The 16,456-nt window shown below is 27.6% G+C and carries 17 protein-coding genes; 6 read left to right on the top strand and 11 right to left on the bottom strand.

The window, feature by feature from the left end; translation table 11 throughout:
- The first annotated feature begins 19 nt into the window (after window positions 1–19).
- The 3 genes from PF569_08940 (at window position 20) to PF569_08930 (ending at window position 2,874) form a co-directional block, all read left to right on the top strand.
- Window positions 20–427, top strand: coding sequence for a hypothetical protein (locus PF569_08940; protein MDA3856359.1), 408 nt, complete (start codon window positions 20–22; stop codon window positions 425–427).
- A 14-nt stretch (window positions 428–441) separates the two neighbouring features.
- The gene (locus PF569_08935; GenBank protein MDA3856358.1) at window positions 442–2,568 is read left to right on the top strand and encodes a UvrD-helicase domain-containing protein; all 2,127 of its coding nucleotides are present in this window, start codon (window positions 442–444) and stop codon (window positions 2,566–2,568) included.
- A gap of 90 nt (window positions 2,569–2,658) precedes the next feature.
- On the top strand, window positions 2,659–2,874 hold the full coding sequence (locus tag PF569_08930) for a hypothetical protein (protein ID MDA3856357.1): 216 nt from the start codon (window positions 2,659–2,661) through the stop codon (window positions 2,872–2,874).
- Window positions 2,875–2,992: 118 nt separating this feature from the next.
- On the opposite strand, the gene PF569_08925 is transcribed toward PF569_08930, so the two are convergent.
- The 6 genes from PF569_08925 to PF569_08900 form a co-directional block, all read right to left on the bottom strand.
- A complete protein-coding gene (locus tag PF569_08925; protein ID MDA3856356.1) occupies window positions 2,993–3,244 on the bottom strand; it encodes a 50S ribosomal protein L24e in 252 nt (83 codons plus the stop codon).
- Window position 3,245: 1 nt separating this feature from the next.
- Complete coding sequence (locus tag PF569_08920; protein MDA3856355.1) at window positions 3,246–3,506, bottom strand: 30S ribosomal protein S28e; 261 nt, start codon at window positions 3,504–3,506, stop codon at window positions 3,246–3,248.
- A 10-nt stretch (window positions 3,507–3,516) separates the two neighbouring features.
- Window positions 3,517–3,939: a L7Ae/L30e/S12e/Gadd45 family ribosomal protein gene (locus PF569_08915; GenBank protein ID MDA3856354.1), complete on the bottom strand. Its 423-nt coding sequence runs from the start codon at window positions 3,937–3,939 to the stop codon at window positions 3,517–3,519.
- 233 nt (window positions 3,940–4,172) lie between these two features.
- Window positions 4,173–4,928 (bottom strand): sulfite exporter TauE/SafE family protein, encoded by a 756-nt coding sequence (locus tag PF569_08910; protein ID MDA3856353.1) that lies wholly within the window; start codon window positions 4,926–4,928, stop codon window positions 4,173–4,175.
- Window positions 4,929–5,052: 124 nt separating this feature from the next.
- The gene (endA, locus tag PF569_08905) at window positions 5,053–5,559 is read right to left on the bottom strand and encodes a tRNA-intron lyase (protein ID MDA3856352.1); all 507 of its coding nucleotides are present in this window, start codon (window positions 5,557–5,559) and stop codon (window positions 5,053–5,055) included.
- The gene (locus PF569_08900) at window positions 5,543–6,103 is read right to left on the bottom strand and encodes a hypothetical protein (GenBank protein MDA3856351.1); all 561 of its coding nucleotides are present in this window, start codon (window positions 6,101–6,103) and stop codon (window positions 5,543–5,545) included. Before PF569_08900 ends, endA begins: the two co-directional genes overlap by 17 nt.
- A 139-nt stretch (window positions 6,104–6,242) precedes the next feature.
- Here PF569_08900 and PF569_08895 point away from each other — a divergent pair, with 139 nt between their 5' ends.
- Window positions 6,243–8,216 (top strand): hypothetical protein, encoded by a 1,974-nt coding sequence (locus PF569_08895; GenBank protein MDA3856350.1) that lies wholly within the window; start codon window positions 6,243–6,245, stop codon window positions 8,214–8,216.
- A gap of 29 nt (window positions 8,217–8,245) precedes the next feature.
- On the top strand, window positions 8,246–9,061 hold the full coding sequence (locus PF569_08890; protein MDA3856349.1) for a hypothetical protein: 816 nt from the start codon (window positions 8,246–8,248) through the stop codon (window positions 9,059–9,061).
- A gap of 17 nt (window positions 9,062–9,078) precedes the next feature.
- Here PF569_08890 and PF569_08885 read toward each other — a convergent pair whose 3' ends face one another.
- From PF569_08885 to PF569_08865, 5 genes are all read right to left on the bottom strand, one after another.
- Window positions 9,079–12,672 (bottom strand): DUF2341 domain-containing protein, encoded by a 3,594-nt coding sequence (locus PF569_08885; protein MDA3856348.1) that lies wholly within the window; start codon window positions 12,670–12,672, stop codon window positions 9,079–9,081.
- A gap of 89 nt (window positions 12,673–12,761) precedes the next feature.
- Complete coding sequence (locus PF569_08880; GenBank protein ID MDA3856347.1) at window positions 12,762–13,067, bottom strand: hypothetical protein; 306 nt, start codon at window positions 13,065–13,067, stop codon at window positions 12,762–12,764.
- The gene (locus PF569_08875; protein MDA3856346.1) at window positions 13,064–13,564 is read right to left on the bottom strand and encodes a hypothetical protein; all 501 of its coding nucleotides are present in this window, start codon (window positions 13,562–13,564) and stop codon (window positions 13,064–13,066) included. The genes PF569_08880 and PF569_08875 overlap by 4 nt, the downstream gene beginning before the upstream one ends.
- Window positions 13,561–14,001 carry a hypothetical protein gene (locus PF569_08870; GenBank protein ID MDA3856345.1) on the bottom strand — a complete coding sequence of 147 codons (441 nt, stop codon included), beginning with the start codon at window positions 13,999–14,001 and terminating at the stop codon, window positions 13,561–13,563. The genes PF569_08875 and PF569_08870 overlap by 4 nt, the downstream gene beginning before the upstream one ends.
- Window positions 13,994–14,290 (bottom strand): DUF134 domain-containing protein, encoded by a 297-nt coding sequence (locus tag PF569_08865; GenBank protein MDA3856344.1) that lies wholly within the window; start codon window positions 14,288–14,290, stop codon window positions 13,994–13,996. The genes PF569_08870 and PF569_08865 overlap by 8 nt, the downstream gene beginning before the upstream one ends.
- Before the next feature lie 208 nt (window positions 14,291–14,498).
- On the opposite strand from PF569_08865, the gene PF569_08860 reads away from it, so the two are divergent.
- The gene (locus tag PF569_08860) at window positions 14,499–15,728 is read left to right on the top strand and encodes a hypothetical protein (protein MDA3856343.1); all 1,230 of its coding nucleotides are present in this window, start codon (window positions 14,499–14,501) and stop codon (window positions 15,726–15,728) included.
- Window positions 15,729–16,456: the final 728 nt, after the last annotated feature.

Raw genomic sequence — 16,456 nt, 5'->3', positions numbered from 1 at the left:
AAAATTCGAAGAAGAAACTATGGAAACATTTCTTCTAAAATTTATAGTAATTGTTTTTTTAATGATACTTATAGCAATTGCAATCGAATTTTTCTATACTGGAGAATATATGAACCCTCTTGAAGTATATGACCTAGAACATTTTTTTTTAGAATTTCTTTCAAAAACTGAAAAAAAAGGAGAAATTGAAAAATTTTTCAACAAATATGACTCAAAAACAAAAAGCAAATTCAAAAAAACATTTTTACACAAAAGAAGATATTTCTTAAGTTCAATAAGAAAAAATAAAAACACATACGAATTAACTCTAATAGATGAAAAAAAACTAGCAGAATATTTCATATTAAAATTTCTAGTAAAAAAAGCAATACATAAAATATTTATAAAAAAATTAAACGAAGAATTTAAAATAATTAGAATCACATAAAAAATAAAAAAATGATGAAACAACCACATATCCCTATCCTTAAAGTATTTGATGATTTTAAATTCAATTTAGGTAAAAATACTCTTGCAGACTATATCAAAGGTGACCAAAATAAAACCATTGAAAAAAATAATCTTGATGAATTAAATTCATATGGATGTCTTTACATGTACGAAAAAAATGAAATATTAACAATTCTAACTCTTTTAATAAAAAACAAATATTTAGAAATACAAAGTTTAGCATCAGGACATCAAATAGTAGTCAGAACAAAAACTGGACTAAAAGAAATATTTGAAAAAAAATTCATACCTGAAGAAATAAAACACAAAAAAATAAAAAAAGAATTATTTAAAGAAACAACAATTACTAATGAAGATAAAAAAATCTTTAAAGTATTTGACTTCTTTTTGAAAAAATTTAATGATGAACAAAAAAAAGCAATAATCTCAACAGAAAAAAACATCCTTTGTATTGCAGGAGCAGGGTCAGGAAAAACTAGCGTATTAACAAAAAGAATTGAACTATTAACTAAATTTAGAGGGATTGAGCAAAAGAAAGTTCTCGCAATAACTTTCACAAAAAAAGCAAAAGAAGAAATGCAAACAAGATTAAAAGAACTGGAAACTGAAATTGTTCAAGTAGAAACATTTAATTCATTTGCAGAAAAACATCTTAAAAAATATGGAACTAAAATATATGGAAAAGAAGTTCAAGTAGCTAAATATAAAGATAAAATTATTATAGTAAAAAATGCAATAACTAAAGCAAATACAAATTTTGAAATATTCATTGACGATTATTTTACAAAAAAACAAATTAGAGAAAAATCAAAAGATGAACTTTTCTTCATATTTGTAAATGATGTATTTTCAATAATTGATTATTACAAGAACAAAAAAGGTGAAGTAATGAAATTCTATGAAAAAGAAAGAAATTCAACAAAAAAAAGAATTGCAAAAGCTATTTATGAAATCGCAATAATTGCTCAAAAAGAACTAAAAAAAAAAGGACTAAGAGATTTTACTGACCAAATCATAGATTGCATAGAACTATTCAAAAAACACAAAGAGCTAATCCCAGAATATGAATATGTACTAGTTGATGAATTTCAAGATGTGAATCAACTCCAAATAGATTTAATCAAAATATTAAATGCTAAAAATAACTTTGCAGTAGGTGACCCAAGACAAGCAATTTACGGTTGGAGAGGTTCAGAGATAAGATTTATTTTAGAATACGACAAGATATTTGAAAAACCTGAAATAATTCAATTAAAGAAGAATTATAGATCTCCAAAAGATATTATTGATTTCTTCAATTTAACAATTAAAGATATGGGACTAGTTGGTCTAGAATCTACAAAAAACACAATCTCAAAAAATATATTTTTAATAGAACAAGATAATGAAATGCTAGAAAAAAGATTTGTACTTGAAGCAATTAAAAATTCATCATCAAAAAGAGAAGAAATATTTGTACTTGCAAGAACCAATAAAACTCTTGATGACTATGCAAAATTCTTTTCTCAAAATGGATTAGGATTTGCAATAAAATCCGAAGAAGAATATAAAAATGAAAATCCTTCAGAAAATCAAATAACACTTGCAACAGTTCATTCAATAAAAGGAATGCAAGCAAATGAAGTATTCCTAGTAAACACTAATTCAAACTCATTTCCAAATAAAGTTCAAGATAATTTCGTACTAGCTCTTGTAAAAGATGATGAGGAATACGATAAAGAATCAGAAGAATTAAGATTGTTCTATGTTGCACTATCAAGAGCAAAAGAAAAATTAATAATCACATACACAAAAAACTACTCAAAATTCATAACAGACGAAATGTTAAAATTCACAAATTACAAAAAAAAGAATAAGTCTGTATTTGATTTTGGAACTGAGCATAAAAAACTTGATAATTCTAATTTAGGAATTCTTAAAAATATGATGAAAGATTGGCGTTCACAAAAAGCAAATGAGACTAATCTCCCACACTATATGATACTAAGTAACAATACAATAGATGAACTCTGTGCAAGACTACCTAAAACAAAACTACAACTAAATCAAGTAAATGGGCTTGGAGAAATAAAAATACTAAAATATGGCGACGAAATATTGAGAATCATCAATGGATGATTCACAATGCTTAAAATTATCAATGGATAAAATCTTTTTATCTTATAAAAAGTAATCATTTATAAATAAATAAATCTAGGAAATAATAAAATGATTAAAAAAAATAAAAAGAAAATTATGATTTATACATTAGTTACATTATTTTTATTAATTTTTAGTGGGTGTAGTGTAATTGAGAAATTTACAGATGAATGTAAATCTAATTTTGAAGAATGTAAATATTCTTGTGGGGAAGGTCTATTGAGTAACATATGTCAATCAAAATGTACTTATGATTATAATCAATGCAAAGAGGAAAACAAATAATCTATTTAAATATTAACATAAGAATAATAAACAATTTTGAATTTAATTCAATGAAAAAATAATCAAATTATTTTTCATTTTTATTTCTAAAAGAAAATCATAAATTTCTAAAAGAAATTTATTTTTTTGCTTCTGCCTTTTTAGGAGCAGCAGCTTTTTCAACTTTCTCTTTCTTAGGTGCAGCTTCATTAGGAGCAGCTCCTTTAACAAAAGATTTAGTCCACTTAAACTTTCTAGAATCTCTTTTCAGTTTTAGCATATTTTTTTCACATTTAGATTTACAAAAATACAAAATTTGTCCATTATCTTTAACAAACATCTTTCCAGTACCTTTTGCAATCTCAGTTCCACAATAACTACATTCTACCATTTTAGAACTTTACTCCTGTTTTAGTTTTCTTAAAAAGTTTTCTTGCTTCGTATTCTGTTTCTGTCATCATTAAAGTATCACCTACTCTAACTGGACCTCTAACATTTCTAGTAATAATTTTGCCTTCATCCCTACCTGCAAGAACTTTAACTCTTACTTGAGTAACTCCACCCTTAGCTGAAGCATTACCAACAATAGTCTCAACAGTACCAGGAATACTCACAGAAAACTTTTCTGCTCCAGTCTTTTTTACTTTAGCCATTTTTCAAAATTTATTTAGCTTCCTCAACAGCAGCTTCTTCCTTAACTTCTTCTTTAACAGGAGCAGCTTCTTCTTTAACTTTTTCAACAACAGCTTCTTTAACAAGAGCAGCTTTTTCTTCAGTTAATTTTTCTAAATCTTTCTTTGCAGAACCTGCATCGATAATTGCAACAGCAGTAGTTGATTTAATACCAACTGCGCTACCTAATTCAGCTTTTGAACCAAGGGAAGCAAATACTGCTTTCATCTCAGTACAGATACCAGATAAGTGAGCTACAATTTCAGCAGGGGAAACATCATTAGCAGCAAATACTGCTTTTGCTTGTCCTCTTTCTACAGCTTTAGTTACTTCATTAACACCAATTCTAATTGAACCAGTTTCTTTTGCTTTTTGAATAATCAAAAAAGCTTGTTTTTCATCGATTTCTACCATTTTTTTACTATGTACAAAAATAGACAAATTTCATTTCTGAAATTTTTAGACAAAGCAATGCTAAGCATTTAACTTTGTACCATTTGTCATTTAAGTAATTGGTTTCATAAATCTCAAACATAAATAAGTTTAAGATCTAATAAAAAAAATTAATAGAGGTTTATAAGTTTGATGCTATTTAAGCAGTCAACTTGTGACTTGAACGACAGTGAAAATTTATAAAAATAATGGTATTAAAATAAGAAATAATCAAATATAATTTTAAGTGAATTAAGACCTAAAATTATAATTACTATACTCTTAAATGTACTTGTTGAAACAAATTTCCTTGCATAAATCCCACCCAAAAATCCAACTAAAACCATAAAGAAAAGTTGCATGGAAACAAAAAAACCACTTAAAGTAAACAAATCCTTAGAAAGATATACAGCAACTAAAATCAAATCTGAAAAAATAACAAAAGTCACAAAATTTGCCATATATTTCTCTTTAGGATACTGATAATACATGAGATATATTGAAGGCGGCATTGCATTAAGTGTGAAAAGACCAGTCAAAATACCAGCCCCAAACCCAAAAAAACCATTAGATCTCTCAGAAGGAGTCCTCATTTGATGAATATCAACTTTCTCAACCAAAACAAAAAGCAAGATTAAAATTAAAATTGCAAAAGAAATTTTTAAAAACTCCCCATTAATTGCAGTAAGTAAATAAGTTCCAAACAAAACTCCAATAAAAAGAGTCATAAGAGTAGTTGGATGCAAAGTAAAATTTTCATTAAAATCAAGTTTAATATTTTTTCTATTCTCCAAATACAAGATTATATCTAAAACAACAAATAAAGGAACAAGAATAGGTAAAAACTCAGAAACAGTATAACCCATTTCAAAAAGAACTGAAATCAAAATCAAACTAAGCCCAAATCCAGTGAAACCCTTAATAAAACCCGAAAGTACAATAAGTAAAACTAGAACCAAACTCAACTCCATATAAAGTAAACAAACTAATACATTAAAATATATTGTATCTATCGTTTCGTGAGTATTCGAACTAAACGATGACCAAAAAAAATATTTTTTGATTTATTCTTTCGTGAGTATATGAACTAAAAAATCAAATTCTCTTCCAAGCAGTCTCAATATAAGTTACCTTTCCTTCATCATCAACAATTGCAAATAATAAAATCTTCTTAGTAGAATGAGCAACTCTATTCTTACCAGTTAAATCAGAAATTTTAAATCTTTCAGACTCAGAAATAGGTTCAATAAGCCAAATAGCATGATCTTCTCCAACCTTTTTACCCTTATCATAAACCCTAAAAACAAAACCATACTTAAGTCCACTCTTAACATTATAACCCCTAGATCTCAAATCCTTAAAAACATAATAATTTATCATAGACTCTTTCCTACTCAAAATTTTATCCTTCCCTAAAACCTTTCCAACTGAAAACACTTCAATTTTCTCTTTCTCCAAAAGATACAAAACCTCATAAGAACTTAGTTCTAAAACTATACCATTTTTACTACCAAAACCTTTTGAAAAAAGACTCTGTGTTCTAGACTCATCAAAAACAAAAAAACTACCTAACTTCTTATCAACTCTAGTTCTGCGATTCATCCTTAAACAATATTTTACCTAAAATGTCACTTCTTACAACATATGTAACTTCTTTACTATCTGAATTAAAAACCTTATATTTACCGTCCTCAATAGAAAAAACTCTACCATAACTAACTGAACTTGTCTCAGTAATATAAATTATATCAAAACCTTCTTCAAGTCTTATTTCATCCTTTAAAACAATATAATAAATATTCTCAAATTGTTCTATCTTAGAATCAAAAACAAAACTAATAATTCCTTTATCCTCATCAACATTCAAAATCGAAAAATCAGTAATACTATCTTCAAAACTATTAAACTTAAACCTATCAATATTTCTCTGTTCCAAACTTGTTAAAGTATCTACTTCATCAATTGGAACTTCTACTTCATTAACATCATCCAATAAATCTTGAGTAGAAGTAACATAACCACCTAAAGAATTCTCTTCAGATAAAACATATCTACTTACAAAAATTAAAGAACCTAAAATAAATACAATAAACACTATAAAAGCAATTGATAACATATAATTAAACAACTTATTCTCAGTTTTCATAAATATACTACTCTAAAAAATTATATAAACTTTGCCATACATTAACTATTATCATCCCAAATAGGGCAAATCCAAAAGCTTTATAAATTAGTACTTATTGAGTAGTAATAACAATAAATCAATTACGATAAACAAAAAAATGAAAAAAACAATAAAAATGATATTTTTTGCATTATTCTTAATGCTAACATTAACAATTACAAGTGTTTTTGCTGTTCAAGATTTCACAGTAACTCCTAGCGCTATTTCTTCAACAGATAGTGTTAACACAGCGAAAACTGAAACATTAACAGTTACAAACACTGGAGATGAGGTGTTAAATCTTACAATTAGTAAAACAAACACTCGAATTACAATCACAACAAATGTAACTGCAATTGAAAACCTACAACCTGCTGCAACTGCAGATGTTAGTTACAGTTACAATACAGGCTCAAGTACAGGTACATTTGATGAAGTTCTAACATTTACAAATGATAATACTCCTTCAAACACAAACACTGTAGACTTTAGTATTACAGTAAATATTGTTGGTGCTCCATCAATTGATTTAAATGGAATTACAGGAACAATTATTGATTTTGTAGGAGATATAGATAAAGATGACACTATTAGAAATCAAGAAGGTTCATTTACAATTGAAAATAATGGTGATGTAGAACTAACAAACATTAGAATAAGTATAGAAAGATTAGATGGAGAAAATTCAAATGATGAATTAGACGAAAATGATTTTATTCTAGAAGGAGATGACATCGATAAATTTGAAATCGATTCACTTCCAATTGGAGAAACATCTCAAAATTTAGACTTTAAAATTGATCTTCCAAATGTTGATGCAGATATTTATGAAGGAGTTATGACAATTACTTCAGATGAAGGTTTAGATGAAGATTTTACAATCAGAGTAGTATTAACTGGTGACTTAGAAATCGAAATTCTACAAAACTCAGCTGATGTAAGATCAGGAATTTTAAAAGTAATCGCTGAAGAAGGAAATATTGAAAAATATGAATTCGATGTAGATAACACTGGTGATGTAGATGCTACAGAATTAACATTCTCAGTAGATGGAGACCTAGAAGAAAAATTCACAAGCAACATCATTCCTAAAGAAGCAATCACATTTAGTCCAACAAATATTGATTTAGATAATGGTGATGATGATACAATTGAAATTAGAATTGATGTACCATCAGGACAAGCTAGTGGAACTTACATTACTCAAATTCATGTATTAGATGCAACTGGAGATGAAATTGAAGAAGAAAGTATAACTCTAGAAGTTAAAGTAATTGGTGATATATACATTCAAGAACTAATATTTGATGATACAGTAGAACCAGGTTCTACACTTGATGTTGAAGTAGTAGTTAGAAATCAAGGTTCAAGCACAGTAAGAAATGTGAAAATTACAGGTATTTTAGAAAATGTAGATTTTGGTAATAGTGATATTACTGAGAGTTCATCATCATTCATCTTAGATATTAATGATGAAAGTTCACAAATTTTAAGATTCAACATTCCTGAAGACGCACAAGATGGACCACATACATTAGAGATTAGAGTTTCATACGAAGATCAAGAAGTAATTGAAGTAGAACAAATTGAAATAGTAAGGCCAATGGATAACATTATTATTGACTCTTATGCAATTAGTCCTTCAGTAGTAAAATGTGATAAAGAATTATTCACATATTTAAAATACAGAAATTTAGGAGCAAATGATAAATTTATTTCAGTATCTTCAGAGATTGTTGGAACAAATATCGAAAAATCAACAAATAATTATGAACTATCAGTTGATGAAATCGATCAACAAAACTACATTTTAGATATTAGTTTATTAGAAGCTGGAACATACACAGTAGTACAAAAAATTTCATTTGGAACTAAATTTGTAAAAGAAGAATCAACTCTAACAGTTCTTGAATGTAACACTGGTGGAGTAGGTGGAATTGATATTAAACCTATCAATAATACTCAAGAAAATACAACAACTAATACCACTATAAGTTTATTTGGTTCAGAAGTTGAAAAATCTTCAGTATATTTAGGAACAGGTTTAGGATTAATTGTAATCTTAATTGTAATCAGTTTATTTTTATTATAAACTTATAATTTTAATTTTAAAATAATAGAATGCCTTCTCTAAAAAATTTAAATGGATTTCTAACTTCAGATGAAAATCAAATTCTAGATTATGTAAAATTCAATGAAAAAAGAGAACATATTTCAAAATTAAGAGAGGAAGGTCTATATCCATTTCAAAAATCAGAATTATTCAAACAATTAATACAAACTTATGATGGACAAGAACCTGAACCAAAATCTCTAATCGATACATCTATAGAACACATACAAAAACACTCAAATCTTAAACTAAAAGATAATTTAATAGTACTAGTTCATCCATTTTTTCTATACTTACATCACAATCCTAAAATTCCAATAATAAACAATTTATTAACAAATAGACATGTTGAAGATTCTCTTGAATACATTGAAAACCTTCAAAGAGTACTATCTGGAGATAAATATCTAGACTATAGTATTGTATTCTTTGAAGAAACAGATACTTATTACCAATTTAGTAGTTCATTCTTAGAAAGAAAAATTATTGATGATATAAAACTAACTCGAAATTATAGTGGAAGATTAATCAGAGGAAAAGAGAATAAATTAAATAACTTTAAATGTAAAAATCTTTTCTTTGGAGGAGGTTATGCTGCATCTTATGACCTATCTAAAGATATAAGAATTCAATGTTTAGATGAAGGAATAGATGAGACTAATAAATCTTATTATAAGCAAAATGAGAAACCAAGAATACATATAATTGAAGACTTTTCAATAAATTCTGCAGTAATTGGAGAAAGTTTATTTGAACATACAAAAAATAAAATTTATCATAAAAATTATTCAGCCTCTCAAATAGTAAAATTAGATGATTTATAATATTAAATAAAACATTTTTATTCTAATCCAATAATAAATTCATCAAGTAAATAGTAATCATCAACATTTTTTGTAACAGAATAATTTATATTAAAATTAGCTAAAGGAATCAAATTCAAATCCCATCCCAATATTGAACCATTATACAATAAACCATTTGTTAAATTCAACCAATCATAAGTTGTGCTAAAAGAACCATAATTAAACCTATTATCAACAAAATCTATTGGAATAATATTATTTGTACTATTAATTCTATTTTCTATATTTAATTCTAACTTATACAAATCAAGATTAATATTTGAAATTTTTTTAGATATCCTTGAATCATAATCTTCTATTATATTAAAATTGAAAACTTGAGAATCAGTACTTGCTAAAGAATTATTTGATTGTATATACCAATTATAAGCCCCTCTATTAACAGATAAATTAAAATTATTCTCACCCACATTACAACTATGAGTTGTATTAAAAATACCATTAACAAATAAAGCGCAAGAAACATTTGTATCAATAGAAGATACATTATATTTAAGTTCTATAAAATCATTACTTATCAAAATTTTAGAATTATTATTCGGAGATATTAAATTAACTAAAGGCGGTAAATTATTTACAATATTCACTTGAGCAAAACCTGATGTTGCACTTAATATATTAGAATAATTTGACAAAAATAATACACTTACATTATAACTTGAATTGATTAATCCTGTTACATTAACAAGCCATTCAAAAGAACATGATCCATCCTCAATAGGATTACAACTTTGAGGCTGCAGATTAAAAGTATAAAAAGGTATATCTAAAACATTGGTTGAAATAATATTGAGTTTATCTTCATTTGAAATTAAAATTGTAGGTTCAATTGCACTATACATTCTAGTTCTAATCCAATCCCATCTTTGATTATATGCTTGATTTAAATTAGCATTATCATATTTTCTACCAAGTGCTATTTTTTCTAAATTCACTGTATTTGAAAAAGACTTTGTACTTGTAGTTCCATCAATTAAATCCACAATTGTTAATACAACATTATTAGATGAATCTATTGAAAATTTATTATAGTGATAATTATATAAACTATCAAATGCAGTAGCTGAGCTCCAAGCTCCATTATTTCTATAATAATACTGACCTGGAGCAACATTTATCTCTTGAATACCTACTCCATCTCCTGCACTAGAATAAAAACCTAAACTCATCATTCCATTTGCAGCTCTAGTAACCATTTTAGTTTTAGTTTCCAAAATTACAGGATTTGAAAAAGAATTTACAGAATGCAAAATTCCATTAGTATTAGTTCCAATAAGTTCACCACCTGAAACTGACCATCCTTGGTCATATAATAAATTCCATTTACTTAGATTAAGGCTAGAACCTAAAAAATCATCAAAGAAATTAAATACACTCTCACCATTACTTTTACTAGTATTAATATATCCATAATACATTCTAAAATCATATCCTGAAACATTAATTTGATTATTAGTCTTAATCCATACTTTCATTTCCTCTCCAACAACATTACAAGATTCAACCCAAAATGAGAGTTCATCATAATTTGTATAAAAAGCAATATCTTCGCAATTATTTGACCAATCAAAATTAATTCCAATATTTGAAGAATCAAAACTTAACAAAGTTTGATAACCCGAATTAATACTAGTTGCTGAAGTCAAAGTAATATTTTGTTTAAATGGATATAGAACATTTTTCCAAGTATTAACATAACTATCATATAAAGCAAAAGCAGTAATTTCTCCACAATTACCAACACAATCAACAGATGCATTTATTTTAAAAGTTTCATTTTGCATAACATTAATACTAGTATTCTCAACAGGAATAATTAGATGAGGCATAATAGGACCATAAATTTTATCAACACTACAACTTAAATCTACAAATGATTTCATAGGATTTTCATTAGAACTCACACTAAATATTGCATTAAAATCTCCAGAAATACTTTCAAAGCAAGTAAAATCAATTAAAGAGGAATCACCATCATTCATATCAGTTCCATCAACCCAATCATCACTAAACATTGAGCAGTCTCCACTCTCACACGTAACAGTTACATTTGTGCTAATTCCTAAATCCGCCAAAATACTCAAAGTCTTCAATTTATTTCCAGAATTTTTAAAAAAACTTCCAAAATCATAAATACTCTGATTAAATGCAACAATTGGTTGATTTGTAATTATCACATGCCCATTTTCTGCAGATTTCTGATTAAAGGTAAAAGCATCAGAACTTACAGCAAACACATCAAGTAAAAATGAATCTCCAGCATTACCACTTCCATTTAGAAGCCATGAAATAATATGAGTCTCATCATCAACTAAAGAATAACTTTGAGCAGGACTTGTTATCCATAAAGGAGTAGTTGAACTTAAAGAAATATTCTCAAATGTTGTAGAAGTATCATTGTATCTTAAACTAAAATTTATATCTCCACAATTAAAAGGGGACGCTTTCTTCCTACAACTTACAGCAATACTAATATTAAAAACATCATCTTTAAATATATAACCAATACCTACAGAAGATGGTGTTAAAAAACTAAAATCTAACAAACCTAAAGATTCTTCAACACCATAAACTATATTCACATTTGATGCAAAATATTTTCTAACTCTAATATTATCAAATCTTGAATATAAACCATAATGATTATGAAATGAAATTTCTCCTGCAGTATTGTAAGAATTATCTGTACAAGTTACAGACTTACCTTGAGTTACAATATTAAATGTATTTGAATTAACAGTAATACTAAAAGGAAGCCAAGTATGAGTGGTAATACCTCCACCTGTTGCAGAACATCCTGCTAAAAACCCCCAACCGTTATAAGGAGGCTTTAAATGAGAAACACCCTCAGAAGGTCTAGCATCAGCTCTTGATTTATATCCAGTATTAGAAGCATAATTACCTCTAAAACCCATCTCCGCAATTGCATTAGTATCAAGATATAGTTCACCATCAATAATTCCATTCAAGAAACCAGAATAAGTAGCATCAGAACCAATTACTGAGTGTCCATAAGGAGCAGAAGTTGTTGCTCCACTAATTTGTAAATAATTGTCAACAATAAAAATTTTATCTGGATTTTTATGTTCAGTCCATTTACTCAAATCTCCACTAAAATCATCAAAGAAATCAAATACAGCATCTCCACTACTCTCATTATTAACATTCAAATTTCCATAATAAATATGAAGAGTCTTTGGAGCAGTTGTAAAACTCAAAGGCATCTTAACCCAAATAGTTGCCTGCTCACTAACCGAATTACAACTTTGAATCCAGTAATCTAATTTAGTTTGATTATCAAGAACTCTTAAATCTTCACAACTCCTTGACCAATTAAAATTAGCACCAACATTTGTATTATCAAGATCTAACTCTATCTGATAATTTGCAGGAGTTGCACCAGCAGATGTAGAAATATTAATCTCTTGTCTAAATTCAAATGAAGTATTCCACCAAGGCTCTCCCGCACTATAAACAGAAGGTAAAAACAAAATAGTAAAAACTAAGAACAACCCAATCAAAAACTTCGTTTTTGAATTCAATTTCCGAGCACTATTTTCTTTTACCATAAATCGTACTAAGTACGATTTAGTGATTAATATTTATAATATTTTAGAATAAAAAATAGTAGTAAAATAAAATAAAATTAAAATTAAAATTATAAATCTCTAATTAAATCTTTAATCAAAACTTCTTCTGAAACTTGATATTTAATTCCATTACTATTAAGAACCCCTATCATCTTCTCTCCCAATTTTCCAGAAATAATTAATTCAACTCCTTCGTTAGTAAGCATTTGAGCAACAGCTGGCCCAGCACCTCCTCCACCTATCTTAAATGGATTCTTAATTGCTTTAACAAACTCTTTATCATCATAAATTAAATAATATGATGCTCTTCCTGAAATAGGACTAACTTTTGCAAGATTTTCATCTTTTGATTCACTCGCGACTGCTATTTTCATTTTTCTAAAATTACCTCGACAATTTTTCCTTGAACTATTGAAGCTAAAACCATAACAACAAATAAAACAAGAATATAATTTACATTAAATACTATAAGCATAACAGGAATCAAAGGAATTTTAATTGCTCTATTATATAAAAAAGCTACTAAAAATCCCGTCCTTACTCCTTTATTTTTTAAATTTGATAAAAAAGGATACCACATATAAATTGGTCCAGATGAAATAATTCCACTAATAATTGCTAAAATCCATCCTCTAAAACCATTAAATTTACTACTAAGTTTCTTTATTTTTTCTTCAGTCAAATAAAAATCACTAATAACCATCAAAATATAGATAAATAAAAGTAATGGTAAAACATTTTTCATTAAACTAAAGAAATAATTCAAAGAAACAACTATTATTTCAAAATTATAAATACTAAAAAATAAATATAAAATCAAAACAAATCCTAAAAAATAATATCCAAACATGGATTTTTCTGTTGGTTTCATAAGAAAATCACCTCATAAATTAAAAAAGTAAGGTATGAAACTATAATTGCAAAAACAAATGCAACAATATTTCTAGTCACAGCAAATTTTTTACCCATTAAAACACTCTCTGCAGGAAACTGAACTACTCCAACAGTTGTCCATGCTAGAATAAAGGCTGTAATTAAAAACAAAGAAACTGAATTATTCATCAATTCCTCACTAATCATATAAGCTGTAATAGGATTTCCAGCAAGAACTGAACCAAAAAAATCAAGCATCAAAACATCATAAAAACTATTTCCTGTCAAAATCTTTGAATAAAAGTCTTGAGGAACTAATGAATTAACTATACTAATCAATAAAATAACTCCTAAAAGAATAGGTAATAAATTTACAATACCTTTAAAATTCTTAATTGAAACTTTCTTAATCTTCTTTACTGTATTATTATTCATCTTTAATATAATTTCCTCCCTCAATTCTTATGGCAGAACCATTCACTAACGCAAAAGTTACTTTTTCTCTTGCCTTAATTAATAATCTTTGAAAAGTACTCTGATGAACTCCCATTATCTTAGCACAATCAATTTGACCCTTCTTTTCTAAATCTTTTAACCTTAAAGCCTCAAACTCTTCTATATTTAAGATCATCTCATTTAAATCCTTCATTGGGACTCCTACAGGTTTAAAGTAAGTAAAGTTAGGATTTTCTAAAACTATCTTACATTTTTTAGCTCTCGCCATAATGCATATATATGCACAAGGATTTATAAATATATCGTGGGAAATCAATAATCCCTATCTTCTAATCTCTTTGTCCAATAAAGTTTCAAATCACAATATTCTTCTTTTTTCTTCATTAATAATTACCTCAAAATATTTTCAACTATGATTTATTATTTATCACACATTAAAAACATTTATATAGCTCATTTTTGTTAATTCAGATAAGATGAAAAGAACTAAACAAAAAATAGGATTGCTTCTTCATATGTATCAACCACCATGGCAATATCCTGAGGTTCTTCAAAAAATAACAACTGAGTGTTATAGTTGGCTAACAAATTGGCTTGCTACAACAGATGAAAACTTAAAAATTTCATTAAACATGAATTATTCTTTAACACAATTATTAATCGAGCACAAATTAGAAAACATAATTGACAATATTGGTAGGGGTGTCGAAAGAGGAAAAATTGAATTAACTGGAAGTGCTGCATATCATGCATTTTTACCTCTTTTGCCTGAGAGTGAAATAAAAAGACAAATTGAATTAAATCATAAAGGAAATGAGGAAGTCTTTGGCTCTCTTTGGCAACCCAAAGGTTTCTTTCCTCCAGAAATGGGTTTTTCTTCAGATCTTGCAAAAATAATAAAAGAGATGGGTTACAAATGGACTATAACAGATGCACCAGTCTTTAGTGCTCATAACGATAAACCTATACCTCACAATTATATAGCCTCAATACATGGTCTTCCTGTATTTTTTCGTGCTAAAGTACCAAGTACAGATTTTGCAATGACTCGTCCAGATAGTGGTGATACTAATACTGAAGCTTTTATTTTGGAACTAAATAAGGAATTGAAATCTCGGTTTGGAGATCAATCTGCCTATACCTGCTTAAGTTTTGACATAGAAACAATTGGTCATCACCAAAATTACACTGAGAATTCGATGATATATCTCGCACGTACGATTGAAGATGTAGGTTTAGAATCTGCTCACTTCTCAGACATTTTAAGTAAATTTCATAATGTAGATTTATTGGATGTTGAGAAATACAAGGGTTCATGGTCAACAGAACCTTACGAAATTCACCAAGGAATACCTTATCCTTTATGGAAACATCCTGATAATAATGTTCACAAACTTCAAAGGGATTTAGAGTCATATGCACTTGGACTTATAAGAAATATTGGGGAAGATACACCTATATATCAAGAGGTTAGAGATGAATTAGATCAATCCTTAAATAGTTGTAAATTCTGGTGGGCAACACCAGGTAGATGGAATAAAGATTTAGTTTTAGATGGAACCTTAGGTCTTGTAGGCACAGTTAGAAAAATGGAAAATTATCTGCAAGATAAATGTGCAAATATTTTATCTCTTCCAAAATCTTTTGAGGTCCAATCCTTTTCAAAATCCACTTATGAATTATTAGAATCTATTGTTAATGGTTAATTATGTTAATCCATACTTTTTCTACTCGAACTCCACAGAGTCTATAAGTCCTCTTTCCAAAGGTTTCAGCACTAAACTATAAAATAACATTCTAAAGGTTAAAAACAAATCAAAAGTAGAAATTATTCTAAATCACACAATTCAATTGCATGTGAAAATAACGCTGAGGATGGGATTTGAAGTTTTTTGTTTACAAAAAATGTGAGAACAAAGCTTTGCGTAGTGACCACATCACAGGGTTAAAATCACGAACTTAAGTTTGAGTTTAGAATAAACGAAAACGCTGAGGACGGGATTTGAACCCGCAATTCCAAAGGAACTACATTAGCAGGCGAGTTCAAAAACTGTTATCCTTTGAGCGTTAAGAAAGTTTGATTGTCTTAAAATCATGTTTCTTATCTAATATTAAAATAATTTACTTCTTTATAATATTTATGTTTTAAATTCCAAAATTTCAGTTTATAGGCGTATAGGATTCGATTTATAAATCACATAAAACACTCTATTTATATGAGTGGTTTTCATACTCTCTTTTGTAGAGTCAATTAATAATAAAAAACGATAGAAATTGTTTAAATTTACTGACCATCCCTCGCAAAAATGGTAGAATTAAGTAAAATAAATGAACTAGAGAGTTTATTCTCTCAGATGAATGGAAATATGGCTTCTCAGTTTTCAGACCTTATTAAGAATACAATTATTGATACTCTTAATGTCGGAAAAGTTGA

This window comes from Candidatus Woesearchaeota archaeon (genome assembly GCA_027858315.1).
Lineage (GTDB): Archaea > Nanobdellota > Nanobdellia > Woesearchaeales > UBA583 > UBA583.
This window is presented reverse-complemented; position numbering and strand designations above follow the sequence as displayed.

Bases quoted from the DNA above. Each gene is read 5' to 3' on its own strand.
- PF569_08895 (MDA3856350.1), top strand. From the start codon at position 6,243: ATGAAAAAAACAATAAAAATGATATTTTTTGCATTATTCTTAATGCTA.
- PF569_08915 (MDA3856354.1), bottom strand. From the start codon at position 3,939: ATGGTAGAAATCGATGAAAAACAAGCTTTTTTGATTATTCAAAAAGCA.
- PF569_08930 (MDA3856357.1), top strand. From the start codon at position 2,659: ATGATTAAAAAAAATAAAAAGAAAATTATGATTTATACATTAGTTACA.
- PF569_08935 (MDA3856358.1), top strand. From the start codon at position 442: ATGAAACAACCACATATCCCTATCCTTAAAGTATTTGATGATTTTAAA.
- PF569_08890 (MDA3856349.1), top strand. From the start codon at position 8,246: ATGCCTTCTCTAAAAAATTTAAATGGATTTCTAACTTCAGATGAAAAT.
- PF569_08885 (MDA3856348.1), bottom strand. From the start codon at position 12,672: ATGGTAAAAGAAAATAGTGCTCGGAAATTGAATTCAAAAACGAAGTTT.
- PF569_08925 (MDA3856356.1), bottom strand. From the start codon at position 3,244: ATGGTAGAATGTAGTTATTGTGGAACTGAGATTGCAAAAGGTACTGGA.
- PF569_08910 (MDA3856353.1), bottom strand. From the start codon at position 4,928: ATGGAGTTGAGTTTGGTTCTAGTTTTACTTATTGTACTTTCGGGTTTT.
- PF569_08875 (MDA3856346.1), bottom strand. From the start codon at position 13,564: ATGAAACCAACAGAAAAATCCATGTTTGGATATTATTTTTTAGGATTT.
- PF569_08880 (MDA3856347.1), bottom strand. From the start codon at position 13,067: ATGAAAATAGCAGTCGCGAGTGAATCAAAAGATGAAAATCTTGCAAAA.
- PF569_08940 (MDA3856359.1), top strand. From the start codon at position 20: ATGGAAACATTTCTTCTAAAATTTATAGTAATTGTTTTTTTAATGATA.
- PF569_08900 (MDA3856351.1), bottom strand. From the start codon at position 6,103: ATGAAAACTGAGAATAAGTTGTTTAATTATATGTTATCAATTGCTTTT.
- PF569_08870 (MDA3856345.1), bottom strand. From the start codon at position 14,001: ATGAATAATAATACAGTAAAGAAGATTAAGAAAGTTTCAATTAAGAAT.
- PF569_08920 (MDA3856355.1), bottom strand. From the start codon at position 3,506: ATGGCTAAAGTAAAAAAGACTGGAGCAGAAAAGTTTTCTGTGAGTATT.
- PF569_08860 (MDA3856343.1), top strand. From the start codon at position 14,499: ATGAAAAGAACTAAACAAAAAATAGGATTGCTTCTTCATATGTATCAA.
- endA (MDA3856352.1), bottom strand. From the start codon at position 5,559: ATGAATCGCAGAACTAGAGTTGATAAGAAGTTAGGTAGTTTTTTTGTT.
- PF569_08865 (MDA3856344.1), bottom strand. From the start codon at position 14,290: ATGGCGAGAGCTAAAAAATGTAAGATAGTTTTAGAAAATCCTAACTTT.